16 protein-coding genes and 1 CRISPR repeat array are annotated in these 23,834 nt (G+C 72.3%); of the genes, 10 read left to right on the top strand and 6 right to left on the bottom strand.

Annotated elements, in window-relative coordinates; all coding sequences use genetic code 11:
* Positions 1–323: 323 nt before the first annotated feature.
* Positions 324–938 carry a hypothetical protein gene (locus tag OG455_RS04545; protein WP_266290445.1) on the top strand — a complete coding sequence of 205 codons (615 nt, stop codon included), beginning with the start codon at positions 324–326 and terminating at the stop codon, positions 936–938.
* A 277-nt stretch (positions 939–1,215) separates the two neighbouring features.
* Here OG455_RS04545 and OG455_RS04550 read toward each other — a convergent pair whose 3' ends face one another.
* Positions 1,216–1,893: a macro domain-containing protein gene (locus tag OG455_RS04550; protein WP_266290447.1), complete on the bottom strand. Its 678-nt coding sequence runs from the start codon at positions 1,891–1,893 to the stop codon at positions 1,216–1,218.
* Between the two features lie 204 nt (positions 1,894–2,097).
* Between OG455_RS04550 and OG455_RS04555 the strand changes: the two genes are divergently transcribed.
* Positions 2,098–3,732, top strand: a complete 1,635-nt coding sequence (locus OG455_RS04555) for an ADP-ribosyltransferase domain-containing protein (RefSeq protein ID WP_266290449.1) — start codon at positions 2,098–2,100, stop codon at positions 3,730–3,732.
* Positions 3,733–3,847: 115 nt separating this feature from the next.
* Here the strand turns inward: OG455_RS04555 and OG455_RS04560 are convergent, their stop codons facing one another.
* Positions 3,848–4,927 (bottom strand): medium chain dehydrogenase/reductase family protein, encoded by a 1,080-nt coding sequence (locus tag OG455_RS04560; protein WP_266290451.1) that lies wholly within the window; start codon positions 4,925–4,927, stop codon positions 3,848–3,850.
* 128 nt (positions 4,928–5,055) lie between these two features.
* Here OG455_RS04560 and OG455_RS04565 point away from each other — a divergent pair, with 128 nt between their 5' ends.
* Entirely contained in the window at positions 5,056–5,703 is a 648-nt protein-coding gene (locus OG455_RS04565) for a TetR/AcrR family transcriptional regulator (protein ID WP_266290453.1), read from the top strand.
* 147 nt (positions 5,704–5,850) lie between these two features.
* Here the strand turns inward: OG455_RS04565 and OG455_RS04570 are convergent, their stop codons facing one another.
* Both OG455_RS04570 and OG455_RS04575 read right to left on the bottom strand, forming a co-directional pair.
* Entirely contained in the window at positions 5,851–6,726 is an 876-nt protein-coding gene (locus tag OG455_RS04570) for a hypothetical protein (protein ID WP_266290455.1), read from the bottom strand.
* A gap of 133 nt (positions 6,727–6,859) precedes the next feature.
* Complete coding sequence (locus tag OG455_RS04575) at positions 6,860–8,761, bottom strand: serine/threonine-protein kinase (protein WP_266290456.1); 1,902 nt, start codon at positions 8,759–8,761, stop codon at positions 6,860–6,862.
* Between the two features lie 295 nt (positions 8,762–9,056).
* Here OG455_RS04575 and OG455_RS04580 point away from each other — a divergent pair, with 295 nt between their 5' ends.
* Positions 9,057–9,902: an SAM-dependent methyltransferase gene (locus OG455_RS04580; protein WP_266290458.1), complete on the top strand. Its 846-nt coding sequence runs from the start codon at positions 9,057–9,059 to the stop codon at positions 9,900–9,902.
* 144 nt (positions 9,903–10,046) lie between these two features.
* Entirely contained in the window at positions 10,047–11,006 is a 960-nt protein-coding gene (locus OG455_RS04585) for a zinc-binding dehydrogenase (protein WP_266290460.1), read from the top strand.
* A 44-nt stretch (positions 11,007–11,050) separates the two neighbouring features.
* Here OG455_RS04585 and OG455_RS04590 read toward each other — a convergent pair whose 3' ends face one another.
* Complete coding sequence (locus OG455_RS04590; RefSeq protein ID WP_323185418.1) at positions 11,051–11,863, bottom strand: MFS transporter; 813 nt, start codon at positions 11,861–11,863, stop codon at positions 11,051–11,053.
* Here OG455_RS04590 and OG455_RS04595 point away from each other — a divergent pair.
* Positions 11,847–12,440, top strand: a complete 594-nt coding sequence (locus OG455_RS04595; RefSeq protein WP_266290462.1) for an ABATE domain-containing protein — start codon at positions 11,847–11,849, stop codon at positions 12,438–12,440. The genes OG455_RS04590 and OG455_RS04595 overlap by 17 nt on opposite strands.
* A 716-nt stretch (positions 12,441–13,156) precedes the next feature.
* Positions 13,157–14,099: a CRISPR direct-repeat array (repeat unit 29 nt; unit sequence CTGCTCCCCGCACCCGCGGGGTTGATCCC).
* A gap of 70 nt (positions 14,100–14,169) precedes the next feature.
* On the opposite strand, the gene OG455_RS04600 is transcribed toward OG455_RS04595, so the two are convergent.
* Complete coding sequence (locus OG455_RS04600) at positions 14,170–15,408, bottom strand: IS256 family transposase (protein ID WP_266290464.1); 1,239 nt, start codon at positions 15,406–15,408, stop codon at positions 14,170–14,172.
* An 822-nt stretch (positions 15,409–16,230) separates the two neighbouring features.
* Here OG455_RS04600 and casA point away from each other — a divergent pair.
* Genes casA through cas5e form a run of 4 tightly spaced genes read left to right on the top strand, consistent with a single transcriptional unit; the run spans position 16,231 to position 23,832 of the window.
* A complete protein-coding gene (gene casA, locus OG455_RS04605; protein ID WP_266290466.1) occupies positions 16,231–21,054 on the top strand; it encodes a type I-E CRISPR-associated protein Cse1/CasA in 4,824 nt (1,607 codons plus the stop codon).
* Entirely contained in the window at positions 21,051–21,794 is a 744-nt protein-coding gene (gene casB, locus OG455_RS04610) for a type I-E CRISPR-associated protein Cse2/CasB (protein WP_266290468.1), read from the top strand. The genes casA and casB overlap by 4 nt, the downstream gene beginning before the upstream one ends.
* Positions 21,791–23,053: a type I-E CRISPR-associated protein Cas7/Cse4/CasC gene (gene cas7e, locus OG455_RS04615; protein ID WP_266290470.1), complete on the top strand. Its 1,263-nt coding sequence runs from the start codon at positions 21,791–21,793 to the stop codon at positions 23,051–23,053. Before casB ends, cas7e begins: the two co-directional genes overlap by 4 nt.
* Positions 23,050–23,832 (top strand): type I-E CRISPR-associated protein Cas5/CasD, encoded by a 783-nt coding sequence (cas5e, locus tag OG455_RS04620; protein ID WP_266290472.1) that lies wholly within the window; start codon positions 23,050–23,052, stop codon positions 23,830–23,832. Before cas7e ends, cas5e begins: the two co-directional genes overlap by 4 nt.
* The last annotated feature ends 2 nt before the right edge of the window (positions 23,833–23,834 follow it).

Consider the following 23,834-nt stretch of genomic DNA (forward strand, 5'->3'; position numbering starts at 1 on the left):
GTAGATGACACAGAGTCACCTGGAACCGGCCGACAGCGCGGGCCGCTTCCCAGGGCACGACGGGCGGCTCTGATGTACCGCACCGGCGGCCGGGCGCGCCGGTTGCCGCCGTCGAGCTGGTCTGCCCGGGCCTGCAGGCGGGCCGGTCGACGTACGGCCTGACCGTTCGTCCGCTGACCAGTTCTCCGCGGGCGGTGGAGCGGCCGTGGCGCGGGCCCGAGTTGGGCCCGGCCCCGCGGCCGCCGCCATTACTCAGAGTTGCCAAGAAGTGCGAGCTTCCGGTATTCATAGGCGGCCATCCTCATGTCCCATTAAGGATTGACGTGTCTATACCTCCCAGTGAGAACCCTCAGCAGCCCTACGGCGTCCCGCCGCAGCAGCCGTACGGCGCGCCGCAGCAGCCCTACGGCTACCCGGTCCAGCAGCCGACCGGCTCGAACGGCTTCGCGATCGCCGGTCTGATCCTGGCCTTCTTCTTCTCCCCGCTCGGCCTCATCTTCAGCATCGTCGGCCTGGTCAAGTCGAAGAGCGCCGGCAAGGGCAAGGTGGCGTCGATCATCGGCCTCATCGTCTCGCTGCTCTCGATCGCGGCCGCCATCGCGGTCTTCGTGCTGATCGGTTCGAAGGTGGTCAAGGCCATCGACCCCGGCTGCACCAGCGCCACCAGCACGGTGAGCACCTACTCGGACAAGATGACCGCCGACGCCAGCAACCCGGACGCGCTGAAGACCGACTTCAAGGACGCGACCGACCAGCTGAACGCTGCCGCGGCCAAGGCCGGCAACGCCAGCGCCAAGAACGCGATCAGCGCGCTGGCCGCCGACTACCAGCAGCTGTACACCGACGTCAACACCGGCACCGCGCCGAGCGACGACCTGCAGTCCAAGCTGGAGACCGACGGCAACAACGTCGACACCGCCTGCGGCCACATCGGCTGATCCCCCTGGAGATCACCGCGCCGGCGACCTGGCTCGACGCTTACTGCCGGGGCTGACCCGGCCCACCGCTTCCGTATGCCGACCGCGTCCACACGACGCGGTCGGTCGGCAGGACGAAGCCGGTCGAGCGCTGCGAACCGCCGAACCGGCGAAGAACGGCGAACCGGCGGAGAACGGCGAGCGCGCCGGCGCCCGCCCGAGTCGCGCTACCTGCGTCACTCACTGCGCTGACCACGCACACCCTGGCACCCGGCGCTGCTCGGTGCGGGGCGGCCGGTCAGCGGCGGGGGGTGTGGCGGGCGGGCGGGGTGATGCGGACGCGCTGGGTGGTGGGGGCCTGCTCGATGTCGTCGAGCTGGGCGGTGACCGTGGCGCGCAGGTCGTCGTAGTCCTCGAAGGAGTGGTCGTTGAAGAGGGTGTAGCCCGTCCACATCAGGTTGGCGCACACCCGGGCCGGCACCTGGCCGGTGCGGGCGCCCATGCCGACCAGGGCCACCGAGCGGATGCTGCCCGGTACTTCCTCGTTCTGCCGGTGGATCGCCTGGAACGCGGCGGCGCAGGCCAGTGCCACGTTGAGGGTCTCGCTCACGTTCTGGGCGGACTCGTCCATCGTCGGCGCCGAGATCAGGTGCTTCGGGTTGGCCGCCCCGGACGGGACGCAGACCGCGCTGCCCACCGGAAGCCTGCCCTGGAAGCCGTCCCGGATCGCCCGCTGCACGCGCAGCTGGATCCCCGCGCCGAGGTGCCGCTTGATGGCCGCGTCGGTGCCGCCGTCCATCCGGCCACGGGAGTTGGTGGGACTGACCCAGGCGTCGACCTTCTTGTCGAGGATCGAGCCGGTGCGGATCTCGATCCCGGGGGTGTCCGCGAACGCCGCTCGCCACGCCGCCACCACTGTCGCGTTGATGTCGGTCAGCACCACCTTGAGCGGCGACTGCACACGGTCTTCGGTCATGGTCCACTCCGATCGAGAAACTGCCCCGCTGTCGATCACGAAGCTACCGTCCGCCGCTGACAAGGCAGTCGGGCGTGTCGAGCGCATCGGGCGTCCCGGGCGTTGTCACCGGCGACCGGTATCACTACGAGTGCCGCCGGTGCCTCGGCCACCCGGCGGTCCTGCCCCCGTCAGCGCGGCTCGACCCCTCGGAGACCCACCACCATGAGCGACGCCAACTCCCCCGCCACGCCCGCCCCGAACGCCACGCCCGACCCGAGTGACCCGCTGGCCCTCGCCGAACTCTTCGCGGGCGGCGGCGAGGCCTGGCTCCCGCTGCTGGGGCCGGTCATCGAGGCGCAGCCCGACGCGGCCTCGTTCATCGGCCCGGGCCGCGGCCAAGGGGTCGTCCCCGTCCGCGAACTGACCCTGCAGGCGCTCAAGCCGAACGCGCCGCACAAGTGGAAGGTCGTCGTCTTCGGTCAGAACCCGTACCCGCGCGCGGAGAGCGCCACCGGCATCGCGATGTTCGACAACACCTTCCACGACTGGAAGGACAGCCAGTTCGGCCGGGTCATCAGCATCCGCTGCGTCATCAAGGCGGCGACGATGTGGAAGTACGGCATCCCCAAGAAGACCCCGATAGCCGACATCCGCGCGCTGCTGAAGGAACGGGACACCGTCCAGCCGCCGGAGTGGTTCCAGGCGATGCTCACGCAGGGCGTGCTGCTGCTCAACGCGGCGCTCACCGCCAGCGGCGACGGGGCGATGGCACCCGAGCGGCACACCGCGTTCTGGCGGCCGGTCGCCGAGCGGATCGTCGAGGAGATCCTGCGGGCCAAGCAGCACGCGCGGGAGGAGGACCGCGGTGTGGTCTTCGCCTGGTGGGGGGCGCACGCGCGCAGTCTGAAGCAGGTCGTGCTCCGGCTCCAGAAGAAGTACCCCGGGGTCGAGGTCCGCCACATCGACCACCCGAACCCCGCGGCGCAGGGCGACGTCTTCTGCGACGGCGACCACTTCGGGCTGGTGAACGCGGCGCTCGCCTCGCTGGGCGCTGCCGAGGTCGACTGGCTGCCGAGCCGGGGCTGGAACACGCTCGCCGCGGCGAGCGGCGGCACGGACGGCGAAGTCGCCGCGCGCATGGGCGCGTTCATCACCTCCACCATGGAGCTTCACCAGCTCTACCTGGAGCGGCTCGCCGGGGTGAAGGACGAGGGGCTCGTCCTCCCCGCGATCACCGGCGTGTTCGACACTCCGCTGATGGACTTCCGCGACGCCGTGGGACCGGTCGCCGCGCTGCTGTCCGGTCTGGACCGGTACGTCGGGCTGTCGCACGAGTTCGGCGAGCGGCGGGCGGACGGAGCGGCCGCCGGCCTGTCCGCCGACGCGATCGCCGCGCTCCACCTCTACACCTGCGAGTCGGCGTTCTACCGGGAGATCAACGCGATCCTGCGCTCCCCGGACCGGAGCAGGCTCGTCCCGTACCTGCCCTACCTGCGGCTGCTGTTCGCCGCGGTCTCGCGGCTGCCCGCCCGCACGGAGCCGCTCTGGCGCGGGGTGCCGCTGGACCTGCGGGCGCAGTATCCGCTCGGCCGGACGGTGACCTGGTGGGGCGTCTCCTCGTGCACCTCGAAGCCCGGCGTGGCGCGGGCGTTCCTCGGCAGTCGCGGCAAGCGGACGCTCTTCGAGGTGCGGCCCCTGCGGGCCACCGGCATCCAGGACTTCTCCGCGTTCACCGGCGAGGAGGAGTTCATCCTGCTGCCGGGCACGCAGTTGGAGGTGACGGACGTGAAGAGCGAGCGCGGCGGCCTCTGCACCGTGACGCTGGCGGAGTTGGAGGCGCAGACCCTGGTGTCCTGAGCGGCGCCCGGCAGCTCACACCCCGCGGGTCACGCGGCGCGGTCACGCAGCGCGGGTCACGCGGCCTCGGTGAATGGACCGCATGGCGCGCCCCCGTCCCCGCCGCCGCTCCCGCTCAAGGCGTCAGTACCACCTTGCCCGCGACGGTGCCCGACTCGGCCAGGCGCAGCGCCTCGGCGACCCGGTCGAGCGGGAGTTCGGCGGCGATCTGGGCGGTGATGTCCCCGCGGTCCAGCGCCGCGAACACCTCGCCCAGATCGGCCCGCAGGCGTGCGCGGAAGCGGTCCTTGGCGAAGGCCCGCCCGGCCCAGACGTTGTAGAAGTAGGCGTGCCGGCCGTTCGGCAGCGCGTTCCACCACCAGACCCGGCCGAGCAGCTTGAGCACCGGCCACTGCTTGGAGCCGGTGTCGTCGCGCGTCGAGGCGCTGCCGTAGGCGACGAGGGTGCCGCCCGGGGCGAGCAGCCGCCAGGAGTCCAGTACGCCGGGACCACCGATGTGGTCGAACACCGCGGCCACCCCCTCGGGCGCCAACTCCCGTACCCGGGCGGGGACATCCTCCGTGCGGTAGTCGACCGGGAGCACGCCCAGGCGGCGCAGTGCCGCGTGGTGCCGCTCGGCGGCCGTCCCGATGACACGCACCCCGGCGGCCAGCGCGAGTTGGACGAGCGTCGACCCCACGCCGCCGTTGGCGCCGTGCACCAGCACGGTCTGCCCCGCGCGCACCCGGGCCTTGCGGTGCAGCAGCTGCCAGGCGGTGACGCCGTTGACCACCGCGGTCTCCGCCCGCGCCGCGCTCAGCCCCTCGGGCACCGGGACCAGGTCGGCGGCGTCGAGCAGCGCGTGGCTGACCCAGCCGCCGGTCTTGGTCAGCGCGGCCACCCTGCTGCCGACCAGCGCCGCACCGACCCCCTCGCCGACCCCTTCGCCGACCTCCAGCACCGTGCCGACCAGGTCGTAGCCCGGCACGAAGGGGAAGGGCGGCTGGTCGTAGTACCGGCCGCGGCGCATCTGCTGCTCGGCGAAGGAGACGCCGGTCGCCGCGACCCGGACCAGCACCTGCCCCGGGCCGGGCGAGGGCACCGGACGGCGGCGCAGGAGCAACCCCTCCGGCTCCACCACGCCCGGCAGGACCACCTCGGTGAGCTCCTCGGGCAGAGCGGCGGCGTCCGGCGTGGCAGGAGTCTTTGCAGTCATGGTTCAACCTCCGTTAGTGATACTTGCTTCAGTTACACCCTCTAACGCAAGAATGAACGTGTTATCGTCAGCTTGTCAAGCCGCCCCGGAAAGCCGGTGGCGGGAGGAGCGGGAGAAGGAGAGGCAGCGTGGACAGCCAGGTCCCGACCACCCCACGCGAGCGCTACCGCACGCAGGTCCGCGCCGAGATCAAGCAGCACGCCTGGGAGCAGATCGCCTCGGCCGGCGCCTCAGCGCTCTCGCTCAACGCCATCGCCAAGCAGCTGGGCATGAGCGGGCCGGCCCTCTACCGCTACTTCGCGGGCCGCGACGAACTGCTCACCGAGCTCGTCCAGGACGCCTACCGCAGCCTCGCCGACGCGGTGCGGGCCGCCGCCGAGGCGCCGGGCGCCGAACCGGGCCTCCTCGCGCGCGCGCTCTACCGCTGGGCGCTGGACGACCCGCAGCGCTACCTGCTGATCTACGGCACGCCGATCCCCGGCTACCACGCGCCCGACGGCACCACCGCCGTCGCGGCCGAGATCATGGACCTGCTGATCAGCGCCTTCGCGGCGCTGCCCCCGGCCGCCCCCGTCCCGTTCGACGACTACCTCGCCACCCACCGGGACTGGGCCGGCGGCCACCCCGCGCCGGCGGCGGTGCTCCGCCGCGCGCTCACCTTCTGGACCAGGCTGCACGGCCTGATCAGCCTTCAGGTGGCCGGTCACTTCGCCGGCATGGGCTTCGATCCCGAGCGGTTCTTCGAGGCCGAGGTCGACCAGCTCCTCGCGCCGTGACTCCGCGCGCGCCGGCTCCGCGCGCGCTGATTCCGCGCTTGCCGGCTCCGCGCTTGCCGACTCTTCGCGCCCGTGCTGTTCGCGCCCGTGCTCCTCGCGCCCTGCCGCAGGGCGGGCGGGCCGGACCGTGCGGGCCGGCCCGCCCGCTCAGCGGCAGGTGTAGGTGAAGGTGGTCGCGGCGGAGCGCGCACCGGGCGAGAGCACCTCCAGGGTGGCGGTGGCCGCCATCGTCCCCTTGCCGTCGAAGGTCCAGCGCAGCACCACCTCGGTGCGGTGGCTGCCCTTCGGCACCTCCTGGGTGAGCTCGGCGGAGACCGTGCCGTCACTGCGCCGCCAGCGGTAGGAAACGGTGCCGGCCCCACCCTCGGTGGCCAGGGTCCCGACCACCTGGGCCGTCCCGTCGCAGGCCGGGCCGGCCGGGCCGGTGTGCACCGAGACGCCGGTCACCGTCAGCGGGTCCGGCCACCACTGCCAGGCGAGGAAGCCCAGCACGGCGAGCAGGATCAGCACCGGGAGCAGCCAGCGCGAGCCCCGGCCCCGGGCCGGCCGCTCGGCGGGCGCGGGCGCGTTGTCACCGCTGTCACCGCTGTCACCGCCGTCGCCGTGCCAGCGGGCAGCGAGCTGCGGCGGGACCGCCACGGCCGCGACCGGCACACCGGGGCCGAAGCGGCGCAGGCCGTCCTCGGCCACCGGCAGCTCGTCGGCGGGGAGTTCGGCGGTGGAGAGCGGCTCGGTGGCGAGCGGCACGGTGGGCGTGAGCACTTCGGTGGCCGTGAACGCTTCGGCAGCCGTGGGCACTTCGGTGGCCGTGAACGCTTCGGCAGCCGTGGGCACTTCGGTGGCCGCGCCCAGTTCCACCGTCACGGCGGTGGAGTCGGCCGGCGCCGGAGGCAGCTCGATGGTGACGGCCGGGGTGTCCCAGACCTCCTCGTCGAGCAGGGTGGCGCTGTCGGTCTCCGGGTCGACGGGGCGGGACGGGAGGACGGGCGGGAGGTGGACGGTCGGGTCCTGTGGTGCGGTCATGGTCTCTTCCTGGCGGCTGGTCTGCGGTGGGTCCACCGCTGGTCTGCGGCTGCTCGGCGGCCGGCCGGATCAGCTCCGCGGCGGCCCGGCACCGCTCGGCGGCCGGCTCGGCGGACACCCCACCGGCACGCGGTCAGCGCGGCGGGTTGCAGAGGTAGGCGGCGACCTCCTGATAGGAACCGCCTGCCTGCAGGCCCCACATGGTCGCGCTGTCCGCGAAGGTGTGGTTGACCGCGAAGCGGGCCGTGGTCTGCCCCTTCGCGATGGACAGGACCTGGGTCGCGACCACCTTGCGGGTGCTGCCACCGTCCACCCAACTGATCGTCAGCGTGCCGGCCGCGGCACCGTCGGAGGTGACGGTGACCGTGCCGCTGGTGCCGTAGGTCCGGTAGCAGCCGTACCCGCTGATGGTCACCCCGGTGATCCGCAGCGTGGCGGGCGGCGGCGTGGGCGAGGCGGACGGCGGCGCGGCGGACGCCGAGGTCGGGACGGCCGCCGGAGTGGTCGCGGGGGCGGAGGCCGGCGCCGAGGCGGGAGCGGTGCTCGGCGAACCGGCGGGAGTGGTCGGCGCCGTCGGGGTGGCGCCGGGCCCGCCGGCGGTCGGCGCGGTGCGGCCGGGCTTCGGTGACGGCGCGCCGGAGGCCCCGGCGGCAGCGCTCGGCGAACCGGTGCCCGAGGCGGCGGGCGAGGCCGAGGCGGAGGCGGAGGCGGACGACGACGGGGACGCCGAGGGGGACGGCGACACCGAAGCCGAGGCGGACGGCGAGGCCGACCCCGAGGCGCTCGGCGCCACGGAGCCGCCTGGCGACACCTCGGCGACCGGCGCGAGCGAGGTGGTCAACTCCGGTGCCGGGCCCGTCATGGCGGTCGTGCCCGAGGCGCCGGAACCATCGGCGGCGGCCATCTGGACCATCGCCCCACCCAGCAGGGCGATGCCCACCGCGCCCGCCAGCAGCTTGCCCCGGCGGCTCAGCCGAGCTCGCGGCACTCCGGACCCACCGGCGGCGGGCCACAGGTCCGCACCCGGGCCCGGCTCCGTCGCCGCGGCGAGTTCGCCCGGGCCACCACCCAGCTCCGTGGTGGCCAGCTCCGTGGTGGCCAGCGCGGTGGTGCCGGTGGCGGCGCCGCCACCGGCCGGGAGCAGCAGCAGCGGCAGCAGCGCGACCAGGGCGGCGAGCGCGTCGCGACCGCGCTCCTCCCAGTCCTCGCCGTACCCGGCGCGCGCCGCCCGCTCCAACTGCTCGACCAGCGCGGCCGCGCTCGCCGGCCGCTCGCCCGGCGTCTTGGCCAGGCCCGCGCGGATCAGCGGGCGGACCGGCTCGGGCGCCAGCTCGTCCGGAATCGGGGCCTCGGTGTGCTGGGCGGCCAACTCGGCCAGCGTGGTGCCGTTGTAGGGCTTGGCGCCGGTGAGGCACTCGAAGAAGGTCGCGGTGGCGGCGTACACGTCGGCCGAGGGCGTGGCCGGCTCGCCGGTCCACTGCTCGGGGGCCATGTAGACCGGGGTGCCGGCGATGCCCGGCTCGGCCCCGCTCGGCACGGCGATGCCGAAGTCCACCAGCTTGGACGAGCCGTCGAGGGCGACCAGCACGTTCTCCGGCTTGTAGTCGCGGTGCACCACCCCGGCCTCGTGCGCGGCGGCCAGCCCGAGCAGCGAGCCCTTGAGCACGGCCAGCGCCGCCTCGGGAGAGGTGGCCCCCTCCTGGCGCAGCAGCGCCCGCAGCGAGGGCCCGTCCACCAGCTCCATCACGATCGCGGCGCCGCGCGGGCCCTCCACGTACTCGTAGAGCTGGGCGACCTGCGGCACGCGCAGGGCGCCGAGCAGTTCCGCCTCGCGGCGGAAGGCGGTGGTGCCGCCGAGCGCCTTGCTCAAGTACTTGACGGCCACACGGGTCCCCGTGGCGTCGTGCCGGGCCAGCACCACCCGGCCGCTGCCCCCGGTGCCCAGTTCGCGCTCCTCGGTGTAGCCGGGCAGCGTCCACGGTCCGTCGGCCTGGGCCGCTCTCTCCTCGGGTCTCTCCTCGGTCGGGCCGTTCATCCTCGGTCTCTCTTCTCCGGTGCCACCAGACCGCGCGAGTGTGCGGCGCTGCCTGCGACGTGCACCGTAGGGCCTCGGGTTCCCGTCCGAGGCGCATCGCAGATCACGATTCGGGTGCTTCGCACACTGCGATTTCTTCAGTGCGATTTCCTCAGTGCGGCGGCCACCGCGGCGGGTGCGGAGACCCCAGGTGGCCTCCGGTCGGACCTGACGATCCTTCAGTGTGCGTACGACAGGCCGCCGCCAAGGAAGTTACTCTTGATCCACTGACCGAGCAGGCGAACGGGAGAGCGATATGTCCGACACGGACTGGATGTCACAGAAGCCGCAAAGCGACGAGTGGCCGAGCATAGACCTGCGCATGGACGTCCCTCACTCGGCCCGGGTCTACGACTACCTGATCGGCGGCAAGACCAACTTCGAGGCCGACCGGACGGCCGCCCACGCCTCCGTCGAGGCCTGGCCCGCGCTGCCGGTCTCGATGCGCACCACCCGCACCTTCATGCAGCGCGCGGTCCGCCACCTCACCGAGCAGTACGGGATCCGCCAGTTCCTGGACATCGGCACCGGCATCCCCACCTCCCCCAACCTGCACGAGATCGCGCAGGCCATCGCCCCCGAGGCGCGGGTCGCCTACGTCGACAACGACCCCATCGTGCTCACCCACGCCCGGGCCCTGATGTCCAGCACGCCGCAGGGCAGGACCTGCTACATCGACGCCGACCTGCGCGACGTCGACTCGATCCTGGACGCGCCGCGGCTGCGCGAGGTGCTGGACCTGAGCCGGCCGGTGGCGCTCTCGTTGATCGCGATCGTGCACTTCGTCCTCGACAAGGACGACCCGCAGGCCATCGTGCGGCGCTTCATGGACGAGCTGGCCCCGGGCAGCTTCCTGGCGCTGACCGTCTTCACCGGTGACACCGACCCGGTGGGCGTCGGCGGCGTCAGTCGCGAGTACAACGCGCGTGGCATCCCGCTGCAGGTCCGGGACAAGGCCGAGGCCACCGCCTTCTTCGACGGCTACGACCTGCTCGATCCCGGGGTGACGCTGGTCCACCAGTGGCGGCCCGACCAGGGCGCGCCGCGGGTGCGCGACCAGGACATCGCCATGTACGGCGGCGTGGCCGTCAAGCGGGGCTGAGCCCCCTGGGGGCGGCCCGAACCGCTGGGACACGTTCCGGGTGGCCGACACCCCACTGAATAAGCGCTTGCTTAGCTCTGGACAAGCGACGGTCGGCGGTGTTGGCTGACCGGGACGGCAGCTACCCACGAGTAGGGAGTGCGAGTGCGCGCGATCCAGATCACCGAGTTCGGCGGCCCCGAGGTGCTGCGGGTCGTCGACCTGCCGGAGCCGTCGGCACAGCCGGGGCAGTTGCTGGTGGAGGTCTCGGCGGCCGGGGTGAACTACGCGGACACGCACGCCGTCGAGGACTCCTACCTGTCGCGGAGCACGCTGCCGATGGTGCCCGGTGGCGAGGTGGTCGGGCGGACGGCCGAGGGGCGGCGGGTCGTGGCGCTCAGCGACGGCGGCGGGTACGCGGAGCGGGCCGCGGTGTGGGAGGCGATGGCCCACGACGTGCCCGAGTCGGTGACCGACGGCCAGGCGCTCGCCCTGGTGGTGCAGGGCCTCACCGCCTGGCACCTGCTGCGGACCTGCGCGCGCATCGCACCGGGCGAGTCGGTGGTCGTGCACGCCGCCGCCGGCGGCACCGGTTCGCTGGCCGTGCAGCTGGCGAAGGAGTTCGGCGCGGGGCGGGTGATCGCCACCGCCTCGTCCAAGGAGAAGCGTGAACTGGCCCTGGAACTGGGCGCCGACGTCGCGATCGAGGCCGCGCCCGACGGCGAGGGGCTGAAGGAGCGGCTGGTCGAGGCGAACGGCGGCGCCAAGGTCGACATCGTCCTGGAGATGACCGGCGGCCCGGTCTTCGACGCCTCCCTGGCAGCGCTCGCGCCGTTCGGCCGCCTGGTCACCTACGGGATGGCCTCGCGGGTGCCGCCCACCCCGGTGGCGGCGGCCCAACTGATGGGCCGCTCCCGGTCGGTGGTCGGCTTCTGGCTGATGCACTGCGTCGGACGCCCCGGGATGTACCGGGAGCCGATGGCCGAACTCTTCGCGATGACCACCGACGGCCGCCTCAAGCCCCAGGTCGGCGGCGTGTACCCACTCTCCGACGCCGCCCGCGCGCACACCGACCTGCGAGCCCGGCGCACCTTCGGCAAGCTGCTCCTGGACCCGGACCGCTGAGCCGCGGACGGCGGACGGCGGACGGCGGACGGCGGACGGCGGGATCAGACGGGTGCCGTTCCGTCAGCGGCCGCCGCTTGCAATATCGTTGAGCCCGCAGCAACCGTGTCGGCCGCTGCCACCGTGGGCGTGGGCGTGGGCGCGCTCCGTCGGAGCAGGTGCCGCAGCAGGGCCAGCACGGCGGCGACCGCGACCACCCCGCAGACGCTGCCCCAGCCGATGTCGTAGACGCGGACGCCCAGCCAGGAACCGACGCTGCCGCCAAGGAACGAGCAGGTCATGTAGGCGATGTTGAGCCGACTGCGGACCTCCGGACGCAGCGCGAAGATCCTTGCCTGGTTGGCAACTTGACCGGCCTGCACAGCGACGTCGAGCAGCAGCATCCCCACGGTCAGGGCCGCCAGGCCGATCATGCCGTGCAGCAGACCGCCCAGCAGCACGACCGCCGCCAGCACGACGCCCAGCATGCAGGCCAGGTTGACCAGGTCGGGCCCGCGCCGGTCGACCCAGCGCCCGGCGATCGGCGTGCTGAACATGCTCGCAGCACCCACCAACGCGATCAGGCCGACCACGGGCGCGCCCATCCGGTACGCCGGCCCGGTGACGAAGAGCGCGATGCTCGTCCAAGCGGCGCTGAACGCGGCGAACAACGCGGCCTGGTACCAGGCGGATCGGCGCAGGTCGGGCTCGGCCCGCAGCAACCGGAGCGGTTCGGCCAGCAACGCGGGATACCGTTGCCGCGAGGGCGGCGCGGTCACCGGCAGCTTGATGGCCAGCACCACGGCGAGCTGCAGCACCAGCGCCGCGGCCGCCAGGTACGGAGCCCGCCAGCCCAGCCAGGTGTGCCTGGACTTCATCCGCACCCTGCGCCACCGCGGCTCGGCCGACGCCGCCGACGTGGTCGAGGAGCTCGCCGACCCGGCGTCACTGGCCGCCTGGGTACGGCAGTTCTGGCCCCACGTCGGCGAACCGCCCGCGCAGGTGGCGGTCGGGCAGGTCGAGTCCGCACAGGTCGAGTCCGCTCGCGCACTCCGCGAGGCGGTCCACCAGCTGATCCTGGCGGCCCGCAGCGAGCGGGGCGCGGCTGCCTGCGACCCCACCTCCGCCGAGCTCCTCAACCAGGCCGCCGCCCACCCGGTGCCGGCCCCTCGCCTCGACACCTCCGGCCAACTCCACTGGCACGCGGCGGATCCGGTCACCGCCACCCTCGCGCTGATCGCCCGCGACGCCCTCGACCTCGCCACCACCCCCGCCGCCACCCGCATCCGCGCCTGCGCCGGCCCCCACTGCGACGCCCTCTTCCTCGACAACTCCCGCCCCGGCAGCCGCCGCTGGTGCTCCATGGACACCTGCGGCAACCCCGCCAAGAAGACCGCCCTGAAGACCGCCCTGAAGACCGCCCACCACGACAAGACCGCCGCCCCCACGGCCTGAGGCCAACGTCGAAGGCGCTCGGCGAGCCAGCAGCGGGCCGGGCTCAGTCCCGTCTCATTACAAAGGCAGCGCGGCCGACTATCCGACACCGTGGCACTCGCCTTGGCGCAGGTCTTCTCCGGGGCGGCCGGAGCCGATCGAAACCTTCGTCCACCTGAGCAACCTCAAGAATCCACCGAACAGCACGCTTTCCGAGTGGACCTCGCCCTCCTCCGCGCCGGCTTCAAAGCTCCGAACGCCGGCCGGCCACCCGGCCGATCCGCCACCATCGGCAGGCCAACAGTGCTGCTTCCTCCGGCAGTACGTTCGCCCAGCACCTCCCACCGACCGGAGACCACACCCCGGCGCCAGAGCACGCACGGGCATCACCGTGACACGGGTACGGTCCCGCCGATCGACCTCCTCGCCACTCCCGTGAGCGTCGGAGACCTCGTCACACTGCTCATGCCGCCCCCGCGACAGACCTCAGCCTCCAAGCCTGCCGAGGGGACGAACCGTTTTGCTGATGCGCCCCCGTCCGTGGGCGGATCGCCCGTAGGATCCCAACCTGCAGCCCAAGCCTCCGACATACCCCGGGACCACCAGAGCACCCCGGCACAGCTGCACGAGATGGCGCGCCAGGCCGAGGATTGATACCGCTTTCACCCAAAAAGCCCGTTCCCACCAAAGTACCCACCCACCGCCCCCACCCCCAGTAAACGCCCAGCTCACGAACACTGCTCCCCGCACCCGCGGGGTTGATCCCCCGATCTCCCCCCACTGCTCGTCGCCGTCCTCCTGCTCCCCGCACCCGCGGGGTTGATCCCTCAACGATCATCGCTACTCCTTGGCTTTATCGCTGCTCCCCGCACCCGCGGGGTTGATCCGTACTAGTGTCCCATTCGGGATCACTGTCTTGGCTGCTCCCCGCACCCGCGGGGTTGATCCCGCGACGAAGCCGATCATCCACCAGTGGATCTTCTGCTCCCCGCACCCGCGGGGTTGATCCCGGAAGGAGCCCCACCACCTTGTTCGGTCTCGACTGCTCCCCGCACCCGCGGGGTTGATCCCACGCCCGCCGGCGCGAGCACCCTGATGCCGTCCTGCTCCCCGCACCCGCGGGGTTGATCCCTCCAGGCAGACCAGCTCGACGGGCTGATCCAGCTGCTCCCCGCACCCGCGGGGTTGATCCCGCGCGTGCGATTCTGCACGAGGCGGCCCTAGCCTGCTCCCCGCACCCGCGGGGTTGATCCCCGCGCCCGCCGGGTGGTCCGCCAGCGGATCGACTGCTCCCCGCACCCGCGGGGTTGATCCCTGGCCAGGCGCCCGAACTGTTGCGCGGGGCGCCTGCTCCCCGCACCCGCGGGGTTGATCCCTCCTTGGTGTGGGCCAGTTCGCGGGTCACCTTCTGCTCCCCGCACCCGCGGGGTTGATCCCTCCTTGGTGTGGGCCAGTTCGCGGGTCACCTTCTGCTCCCCGCACCCGCGGGGTTGATCCCTCCTTGGTGTGGGCCAGTTCGCGGGTCACCTTCTGCTCCCCGCACCCGCGGGGTTGATCCCGGTCCCTCGACCTGGTCCTGTTCGTCAACGGCTGCTCCCCGCACCCGCGGGGTTGATCCCGGCATGTGGCTCCTCAACCGCGCCCGGGCCGACTGCTCCCCGCACCCGCGGGGTTGATCCCATGGTCAGCCGCGACCGGTCACGTCCTGCGGAGTGGTGTATCGACGGCCACTCGGTGATCCGATTTCAGGCTATGCGGTGAGTGCGGTTGTGCTGGTCTCTTCGAGGGTTTCTCCCTCGATCGGGTGGAGGCGGCAGCGGCCGAGGATCTCGGAGCCGATGTAGCGGCGCTGTTCTGCCCATTCGTCGCTCTGCTCGGCCAGGACGGCGCCGATCAGGCGGATGATCGAGCTGCGGTCGGGGAAGATCCCGACGACGTCGGTGCGACGGCGGATCTCCTTGTTCAGGCGCTCCTGCGGGTTGTTCGACCAGATCGACTTCCAGACGGTGCGCGGGAAGGCGGCGAAGGCGAGCAGGTCTTCGCGGGCGTGCTCCAAGTGCTCCGCGGCTTTGGGGAATCGCTCGTCCAGGGCGGCGATGACGGTGGCCATCTGCTGGCGCACGGCCTTCGCGTCGGGCTGTTCGAAGACGGTCCGCAGCAGGGTGGCGACCCAGGGCTGGGCGGACTTCGGGACCTGCGAGAGCAGGTTGCGGGCGTAATGCGTTCGGCATCTCTGCCAGGCCGCACCGGGCACGGTGGCGCCGATCGCGTCCACCAGCCCGGCGTGGGCGTCGCTGACGACGAGCTTGACGCCGGCCAGGCCGCGGGCGACCAGGGAGCGCAGGAAGGCGAGCCAGCCGGCGCCGTCCTCGCTGGTGGCGACGTCCAGGCCCAGGACCTCGCGCTGGCCCTCGTTGTTGACGCCGACCGCGACCAGGCAGTGGACGTTGACGACCCGGCCGCCCTCGCGGACCTTCTGGGTGAGCGCGTCGACCCAGACGAACGTGTAGGGGCCCTGGTCGAGCGGGCGGTTACGGAACTCGGCGACGCGCTCGTCCAAGTGCTTGGCCATCTCGGACACTTGGGACTTGGACAGCTGGGTCACGCCCATGCTCTCGGCGAGCTTCTCCACTCGCCTGGTGGAGACGCCGAGCAGGTAGCAGGTGGCGACCACCGAGACCAGGGCCTGCTCGGCCCGGCACCGGCGCTCCAGCAGCCACGACGGGAAGTAGGACCCCGACCGAACTCTCGGGATGGCCAGGTCGATGGTGCCGGCGCGAGTGTCCCAGTCCCGATGCCGGTAGCCGTTGCGGGAGTTGGTGCGGTCCTCGCCCGGGCGGCCGTATTCGCCGCCGCAGGCGCGGTCGACGTCGGCGGACATCATCGCCTCGGCGAAGGTCTTCACCATCGCGCGCAACAAGTCCGGACTCGCCGAGGCGAGGTTCTCCTCCAGCAGCGCGGCGAACGGCAGACTGTCAGGTGCGGTCATCGTGTTGGTCTCCTCTTCGTGACGTCAGACATCTCGAAGGATCAACCGGTGGCCGTTCTACATTCTCAGGCGACACCCGCTACCGGGACGAAACCCCCGGAACGGGTGGAACCCGTACACCACTTCCCTGGACGCAACCCCGCGACCAGGCGTTTTCCCAGGTCTGCTCCCCGCACCCGCGGGGTTGATCCCACGTCGTGGGCGCGGAGCTGGACCTGAGCCTGCTGCTCCCCGCACCCGCGGGGTCGATCCCTTGCAGGACTATTCCGCGAGTTTCGCCTCGATCTGCTCGCCGTACCTGCGGGGTTACCCTCACCCGGTCACCCGACTGCTGCCGTCAGCACCCACATCCCTGCAGCAGTCGGATTGGCACCCTGCCGGGCCTACGGGCCAAGGGGACGCCTGCGCCCCCACACTCGCGGGATTGATCGCGCGGCCGGAGCCGTTCGCGACCCGGACCCCCTGCTCCCAACAGCCGCAGGGCTGATCCTGACACCCAGCAGGACCCCCATCAGCATGTGGGGCAATTGCTCCCCGCACCCGCGGGGTTGGCCTATCGCCTGGCCAGCGGGCCCGATAGGTCTCCCACTACCCCACGTTCGCGAGGTCGCCACCAAGCTTGCTCCTCACCACAGCTGCGCCCACCGAATCACGCCCTCACCCTCCAGGCACCCGTGCCTGGCCGTGCCGTCTCACCTGCCCCCCTCCCAGTCTCCGGCGAACCGATCAGGTGTGCCCAGCAAACGATCACCTTCGATCATCAGCAGCCTTCTTCCTCTCATCAGCCAATCCCACCAAACCCCTTGCGATTGAATCCCGACCATGACCGGATCAGCCGACGCCGCTGCCCTCGGGGCGCGGCTCACCCCGGCCGCACGCTCCGTCTGGGCGAAGCATCACCAGGCGACCGACACCTGGCTCCCGCTGTGGCGGCACCTGGCGGACAGCGCGGCCGTTGCCGGACAGCTGTGGGACGAGTGGCTGCCACTGAGCATCCGTCAACTCATTTCAAACCAACTGGCCGACGACACAGCCGACATCAAAAGCTGCGCCCACGCCCGCACCCTCGTCGTCTGGCTCGCCGCCACGCACGACATCGGCAAGGCCACGCCCGCCTTCGCGTGCCAGGTGGAGAGCCTCGCCGACCGGATGCGGGCGGCGGGGCTGGAGATGCCGCAGCAGCGGCAGTTCGGGGAGGACCGGCGACGGGCGCCGCACGGGTTGGCCGGGCAACTCCTGCTGCAGGAGTGGCTGGTGGAGGAGAACGGGTGGTCCGAGCGGTGGGCGGCGCAGTTCACCGTCATCGCCGGGGGGCACCACGGGGTACCGCCGAGCCACTCGCAGATCCATGATCTCGACCTGCGGCCCGACCTGCTGCGGACCCACGGACCCAGCGAAACCCTTTGGCGCGAAACACAGTTCGAGCTGCTGGATGCCTGCGCTGCCGACTACGGCATCCGCGAGCTGCTCCCCGCCCTCCGCACGGTCAAGCTCTCGCAGCCCACGCAGGTCTCGCTCACCGCTGTCGTCATCCTCGCCGACTGGATCGCCAGCAACCCGGAGCTGTTCCCCTACCTTCCCCTCCCGCAGCCTTCGCGCTCAGCCGACCGGATCGCCGCTGCCTGGCGCGGGCTGAACCTGCCGCCTCGATGGTGCCCGGTGGAACCCACGGAGCCCGCGGCCACGTTGATCGCCCGCCGCTTCGCACTACCACCCGGTGCCACGGCCCGGCCGGTCCAGGAGCAGGCGATCGAGCTGGCGCGCACCATGCCGGAGCCGGGCCTGATGGTGATCGAGGCGCCCATGGGCGAGGGCAAGACGGAGGCCGCCCTCGCGGTGGCGGAGATCTTCGCCGCTCGTAGCGGGGCGGGCGGCTGCTTCATCGCGCTGCCCACCCGGGCGACGAGCAACGCGATGTTCTCCCGGCTCCTCCAGTGGCTGGACCACCTACCGGGCGACGGTGAGCGCTCCGTATACCTGGCGCACGCGAAGGCCGCACTGCAGGACGAGTACGCCGGACTGATGCGCGCGGGAAACCGGAGCATCGAAGCCGTGGACGCGGACGGGCCGCGCGGGATTCCGCGCTCATGGCGGCAGAACCGTTCGGCAGAGGCCGAGTTGATCGCCCACCAATGGCTGCGCGGGCGGAAGAAGGGCATGCTCGCTTCGTTCGCGGTCGGCACCGTCGACCAGCTCCTCTTCGCCGGGCTCAAGAGCCGGCACCTGGCGCTGCGGCATCTGGCGCTGGCCGGCAAGGTCGTCGTGATCGACGAAGTGCACGCCTACGACGCCTACATGAGCAGCTACCTGGAGCGGGTGCTCTCCTGGCTCGGCGCCTACCGCGTCCCGGTGGTGATGCTCTCGGCGACCCTCCCTGCCGCGACCCGCAAGGCCCTGCTGCAGGCGTACACCGGGGCCGAGGCTGGCAACCAGGCGGAGTACGTCGGAGTGCCGCTCCCCCCGACCGCCGCGTACCCGCTGCTGACCGCCGTGGCCCCCAGCAGCCGTCCGGTCGAGCGCCAACCACCCGCCGCGTCCGGCCGCCGCACCGCCGTCCGGCTGGACCCACTGAGCGACGACCTCGGCGAGCTCGCCGACCGCCTGGCCCACGAGCTGCGCGAGGGCGGCTGCGCGCTGGTCGTGCGCAACACCGTGGACCGCGTGCTGGAGGCCACTCAGCAGCTCCGGGAGCGCTTCGGTGCGGCAGCCGTCACCGTCGCCCACGCCCGGTTCCTCGATCTGGACCGGGCCCGCAAGGACAGCGAGTTGCTGAGCCGGTTCGGTCCTGACGCGCACCCAGGGGCCCGACCCGCCGGCCCGCACATCGTGGTAGCGAGCCAGGTCGTCGAACAGTCGCTGGACATCGACTTCGACCTGCTGGTCACCGACCTCTGCCCGGTCGACCTGCTGCTGCAGCGCCTGGGTCGGCTCCACCGCCACCAGCGCCAGCGCCCTGCGCCGCTCCGCACCGCGCGCTGCCTGCTGACGGGGGTCGACTGGCAGGTCGGCGCATCGCCGGCTTCTCTGACGCTCCAGGGATCAGTTGCACCGGCACCGTCGACACCCCCAACGCCCCCGACGCCCGTCCGCGGCTCCGTGGCCATCTACCGCCTTCACCCCCTGCTGCGTGCGCTGGCTGTCCTCCAGCCCCAGCTGCACGCCGATGGACCAGCCCTCCAACTCCCGGACGACATCAGCCCGCTCGTCCAACGCGCCTACGGCGACGGCCCCGAGGGCCCGCCCGAGTGGGCGGCTGCCATGGCGCGGGCCGCCGACGACTACCGCCGGGCCCGCGCGGAGCAGACCGCCCGTGCCGAGGTGTTCCGGCTGGACGAGGTACGCAGACCGGGGCGCTCACTCGTCGGCTGGATCGAGGCCGGCGTCGGCGACACGGAGGACACCCGCACCGGCCGGGCCCAGGTGCGCGACGGCGAGGAGAGTCTCGAAGTGCTCGTGGCCCAGCGGCGGGCGGACGGCTCACTCACCACCGTGCCCTGGCTGGACCGCGGGATGGGCGGGCTGGAGCTGCCGCTCGACGCGGTACCGGCGCCGCGTGCGTGCCGAGCCCTGGCGGCGAGTTCACTGCGCCTGCCCTACCAGTTCAGCAAGCCCTGGGTGGTGGACCGCGCGATCGACGAGCTGGAGCAGCTGAACGTCGCCGCCTGGCAGGTGCGCGAGTGCCCGCAGTTGGCGGGCGAGCTGGTGCTGGTGCTGGACGAGGACTGCCGGACCCAACTGGTTGGCTACGAGCTGCAGTACAGCGTCACCGACGGCCTGGTGGTCAGGTCGGCCGACGCGAAGAAGAGGAGTCAGGTGCCATCCGTTCCATCCGTTCCGTCCAAGTCGTCCACGCCGCAGGTGCTGCTTGCGCACGCGGCGCCTCCCACGCGATCCGTACCGTCCTTCGACCTGGTCTCGCAGCCGTGGCTGCCCGTGCAGCGGCTCGACGGCACGACGGCCGAGCTCTCCCTCGGCGAGGTCTTCACGGAGGCCCACGCCCTGCGTCGACTGGTCGGTGATCTGCCCACCCAGGAATTCGCGCTGCTGCGGCTCCTGTTGGCGATCCTGCACGACGCCGTCGAAGGCCCGGTCGAGCTGGAGGACTGGGAGGAGCTCTGGCACAGCCCGGCGCCGTTCACGGCGGTCGGCCCGTATCTGGCGAAGTACCAGGAGCACTTCGACCTGCTGCACCCGCGCACTCCCTTCTTCCAAGTGGCCGAACTGCGCACGGAGAAGGACGAGGTGGCGAGCCTCAACCGGATCGTCGCCGATGTGCCCAACGGTGACCCGTTCCTCACCATGCGGATGCCCGGTGTGGACCGGTTGGGCTTCGCGGAGGCGGCGCGCTGGCTGGTGCACGCCCACGCCTTCGACACCTCGGGGATCAAGTCGGCCGCCGTGGGCGACCCCCGCGCCAAGAGCGGCAAGGTGTATCCGCAGGGCCTGGGTTGGACCGGAAACCTCGGCGGCGTACTGGCGGAGGGCGACACCCTGCGCGAGACACTGCTGCTCAACCTGGTGGCCGCCGACTCGCCCGGCCTGCGGTTCAGGCCGGCGGACGACCGCCCGGCCTGGCGCCGCGGACCCTACGGGCCCGCCCAGGACCCCGGCGCCGCAGACCCGGCGGCCCGCCGACCGTCCGGCCCCAGAGACCTCTACACCTGGCAGTCCCGCCGCATCCGCCTGCACCACGACGGGCAGCAGGTGCACGGGGTCGTCCTCTCCTACGGCGATCCGCTCAGCCCGCGCAACCGGTTCGCGCTGGAGCCGATGACCGGGTGGCGGCGCAGCCCGGCTCAGGAGAGGAAGCTCGGCGAGGTACCGGTGTACCTGCCGCGCGAGCACGACCCGGCTCGGGCGGCCTGGCGCGGCCTGGCGGCGCTGCTGACCGCCGAGGCCGAGCACCTGCCCGAGCAGCGCGCGGAGGCCGCCACCTTCCTGCGCCCGCGGGTGCTGGACTGGGTGGCCCGGTTGACGACCGAGCGGGTGCTGCCCGCTCGCAAGTTGATCAGGGCGCGCATCATCGGTGCGGCGTACGGGACCCAGCAGTCGGTGATCGATGACGTGGTCGACGACGGCCTCGCCCTCGCCGTGGTCCTGCTCCACGAGCACGACCACCGCTACGCCGCCGCGGCGATCGACGCGGTCGCGGACGCCGACAGCGCCGTCCGGGCGCTGGGCCGACTGGCGTCCGACCTCGCCGAGGCAGCCGGCTCCGCCCAGGACCCGCCGCAGAACCGCGCCCTGGACCTCGGGTTCGGCCTGCTCGACGGGCCGTACCGGCAGTGGCTGGCCGAACTGGGTCGCAGCGCCGACCCGGCCGAGGCCCGGCAGGAGTGGCAGCGCACCGTGCACCGCCTGCTCGGCAGCACCGGGCGCGAGCTGGCCGATGCGGCCCCGCAAGCCGCTTGCGAAGGGCGGGTGGTGACCGACGCCAAGGGCGGCCGCTCCTGGCTCGACGACAGTCGCGCGCTGCTGCGGTTCCGCGGGCGGCTGAACCGCTTACTGCCCGCAGCCGTTGCCGATGAGCGGATGAACGGCGACAAGCCGCGCAACCACCACGAGCAAGACGAAGGCAGCGCGCGCAGCATGCCGAGCGAGCACAACGGCCAGAGCGGCCAAAGCGACCAGAAGGCTGAGGAATGACCACCACTGACACCCGTCCCCCCACCGACCAACGGAAGCTGGGCCTGGTGGGCACCGCCGTCGAGCCGCACATCCGCGAACTCCAGCGCGGCTACCGCGAGGACCGTGCCGACGCCGTCTCCGCCGTGGCCCGGATCCGCCGCGGCGCCGGCCGGTCCGTGGCGGAGGCCGTCGACCTGTGGGGCGTCACGGGCATGGAACGGCTCTACCAGGAGCAGGCGTTGAGAGGCGCGGCCGCCGAGGAGGCGGAGAACGCGTTCCATGCCGCCATCACCCTCTGGGCGCTGCACCAGCAGGCGCACCGCGAGTCCGGCATGCACCGACGCGGCGGCTGGCAACTCGGCGGCGCGGTCCGTCGGCTGATGCCGACCAACGACATCGACGAGGCTGTCCGGATGCGCTTCGTGCGGCTCGGCTCCTCGTCCTCCTTCGACCTGCTCAGCCAGCGGCTGCGCGAGATCGTGCTGCTGCTCCGGCGTGGTGACGGGATCCCGCTCGACTACGGCGTGCTCGCCGACCAGCTCTTCCAGTGGCAGCGGCCTGACGGCCGCACTGCGGTGCGCCGCGCCTGGGGGCACAGCTTCCACGCCGCCTGGTCCGGCGACCAAGCCTCCGCAACCGGCACTTCCGAGAGCACCTCAGCCGATCCCACCGACCCAACCGACCCCACCGCCTCCAACTCCACCGCCACCACCGCCACCGCCACCGCCACCGCCACCGCCGACAAGGACGCCTCGTGACCCGGACCATCCTCGATGTCCACATCCTCCAGACCGTGCCGCCGAGCAACCTGAACCGGGACGACACCGGCTCACCGAAGACCGCCATCTACGGCGGGGTGCGCCGCGCCCGGGTCTCCAGCCAGGCCTGGAAGCGCGCCACCCGGCAGGCCTTCGCCGAGCTGCTCGATCCCAGTGAACTCGGCGTCCGGACAAAGAAGGTGGCCGAGGCCCTGGCTGAGCGGATCACCGCGCTGAGCCCGACGACGGAGGGCGCCGAGGCACTCGCACTGGCCGCCGACACACTGATCGCCGCCACCGGCGCGAAGATCGAGCCGCCCCGCCGCAAGGCGAACGCGGCCAAGGAGAAGGCCGGCGCGCCGGATCCAGCCCCCGAGTCCTCGTATCTGATGTTCCTGAGCTCCCGTCAACTCGACGCCCTGGCACAGCTCGCGGCCGAGGCGGTGAAGAGCGGGGACAGCAAGGCCTTCCTCAAGGAGAAGGACAACAGGGCCCAGGCCCGCCAACTCGCTGACACCCGGCACTCGGTGGACATCGCCCTGTTCGGCCGGATGGTCGCGGACGCCACCGACATCAACGTCGACGCCGCGGCGCAGGTGGCGCACGCGATCAGCGTCCACGCCGCGGAGACCGAGTCGGACTACTACACCGCCGTGGACGACCGGAACAGCGAGGCCGAGCCCGGGGCCGGCATGATCGGCACGGTCGAGTTCAACTCAGCGACGCTCTACCGCTATGCCGCACTCGACGTGGACCAGCTGTACCGCAACCTCAGCAAGGGGCCGGTGACCGACGAGTCGGCGGCGACGTCCGTGCGGCGCGCGGTCGAAGCGTTCGTCGAGGGCTTCGTCGCCTCGATCCCGACCGGGAAGATCAACACCTTCGGCAATCACACCCTGCCGGACGCGGTAATCGTCAAGTTGCGCTCGTCGCGGCCGATCAGCTTCGTCGGTGCCTTCGAGGAGCCGGTGCAGGCGGGCCGGAGCGGCGGCCATGTCGCGGCGGCCAGCGCGAGGCTGGCGGCGTTCGTGCCGACACTGGAGCGAGCCTACGGCGCGGAGAGCGGGGGCGGCAGCTGGGTGCTGCGGGTCGGGACCGATACCGAGCAACTCGCCTCCCTGGGTACCGAGGTCAACTTGCCGGAGCTGGTGCAGGCGGTCGGCTCGGCAGTCGGCGCCGCCGTTGCCGAGACCATTGCCGGGACCGGGGCGGCGACGCCTGCCGCGACCATGGCGGGCCGCACGGAGCGGCGTGGATGAGCGTTCTCGTCCTCCGACTGGCCGGACCGCTGCAGTCCTGGGGCTCGGCGGCCCGCTTCGCCCGGCGCACCACGGAGACCGCCCCCACCAAGAGCGGCGTACTCGGCCTGCTCGCCGGCGCCCAGGGGCGGGACCGCGACGCCGACCTGTCCGACCTCGCCGCGCTGCGGTTCGGTGTGCGGATCGAGCAGCCCGGCACTCGCATCGTGGACCTGCAGACGGCGCACCACGGCGACAGCGACCGGTCGATGCCCCTGTCGCAGCGCTTCTACCTGGCGGACGCGGTCTTCCTGGCCGCGCTTGAGGGCGAACGCTCGCTGATCGCCGCGCTGCACGCGGCCGTTCGGGCACCCGTGCACCTGCCGTACCTGGGGCGGCGCTCGTGTCCGCCGAGCGGGCCGGTCGATGTCGGGGTGCGGGACGACGCAGGGCTGCGGGAGGTACTGGAACGGGAGCCCTGGCTGGCCGCCCCCTGGTACCGACGGGAGCACGGACAGAAGGCCGTACTGCGGCTGACACTGCTGATCGAGCCGGGGGACGAGGGCGGGGACGGGGACGCGCACGCCGCCGCGCACGCGGGCGCCGACGCCGTGCGGGATCAGCCGATCAGCTTCGACCCGCGCCACCGGCGCTACGCACTGCGCGGCGTCCACACGGCGAGCGTGCTGCTGCCGCGACCGCACGAGCAATCCCCCCTCCCCACGCCCACGCCCACGCCTGTGCCCACGCCTGTGCCCGTGCCCGACCATGATCCGACGCAGTTGCTGGACGGGGTCTGACC

The sequence above is a fragment of the Kitasatospora sp. NBC_01287 genome, from assembly GCF_026340565.1.
Classification (GTDB): domain Bacteria; phylum Actinomycetota; class Actinomycetes; order Streptomycetales; family Streptomycetaceae; genus Kitasatospora.

Excerpts from the sequence above, each read along its gene's own strand:
- OG455_RS04550 (WP_266290447.1), bottom strand. The coding sequence starts at position 1,893 with ATGACCGAAGACCGTGTGCAGTCGCCGCTCAAGGTGGTGCTGACCGAC.
- OG455_RS04555 (WP_266290449.1), top strand. The coding sequence starts at position 2,098 with ATGAGCGACGCCAACTCCCCCGCCACGCCCGCCCCGAACGCCACGCCC.
- OG455_RS04560 (WP_266290451.1), bottom strand. The coding sequence starts at position 4,927 with ATGACTGCAAAGACTCCTGCCACGCCGGACGCCGCCGCTCTGCCCGAG.
- OG455_RS04570 (WP_266290455.1), bottom strand. The coding sequence starts at position 6,726 with ATGACCGCACCACAGGACCCGACCGTCCACCTCCCGCCCGTCCTCCCG.
- OG455_RS04575 (WP_266290456.1), bottom strand. The coding sequence starts at position 8,761 with ATGAACGGCCCGACCGAGGAGAGACCCGAGGAGAGAGCGGCCCAGGCC.
- OG455_RS04580 (WP_266290458.1), top strand. The coding sequence starts at position 9,057 with ATGTCCGACACGGACTGGATGTCACAGAAGCCGCAAAGCGACGAGTGG.
- OG455_RS04590 (WP_323185418.1), bottom strand. The coding sequence starts at position 11,863 with ATGAAGTCCAGGCACACCTGGCTGGGCTGGCGGGCTCCGTACCTGGCG.
- OG455_RS04600 (WP_266290464.1), bottom strand. The coding sequence starts at position 15,408 with ATGACCGCACCTGACAGTCTGCCGTTCGCCGCGCTGCTGGAGGAGAAC.
- casA (WP_266290466.1), top strand. The coding sequence starts at position 16,231 with ATGACCGGATCAGCCGACGCCGCTGCCCTCGGGGCGCGGCTCACCCCG.
- casB (WP_266290468.1), top strand. The coding sequence starts at position 21,051 with ATGACCACCACTGACACCCGTCCCCCCACCGACCAACGGAAGCTGGGC.
- cas5e (WP_266290472.1), top strand. The coding sequence starts at position 23,050 with ATGAGCGTTCTCGTCCTCCGACTGGCCGGACCGCTGCAGTCCTGGGGC.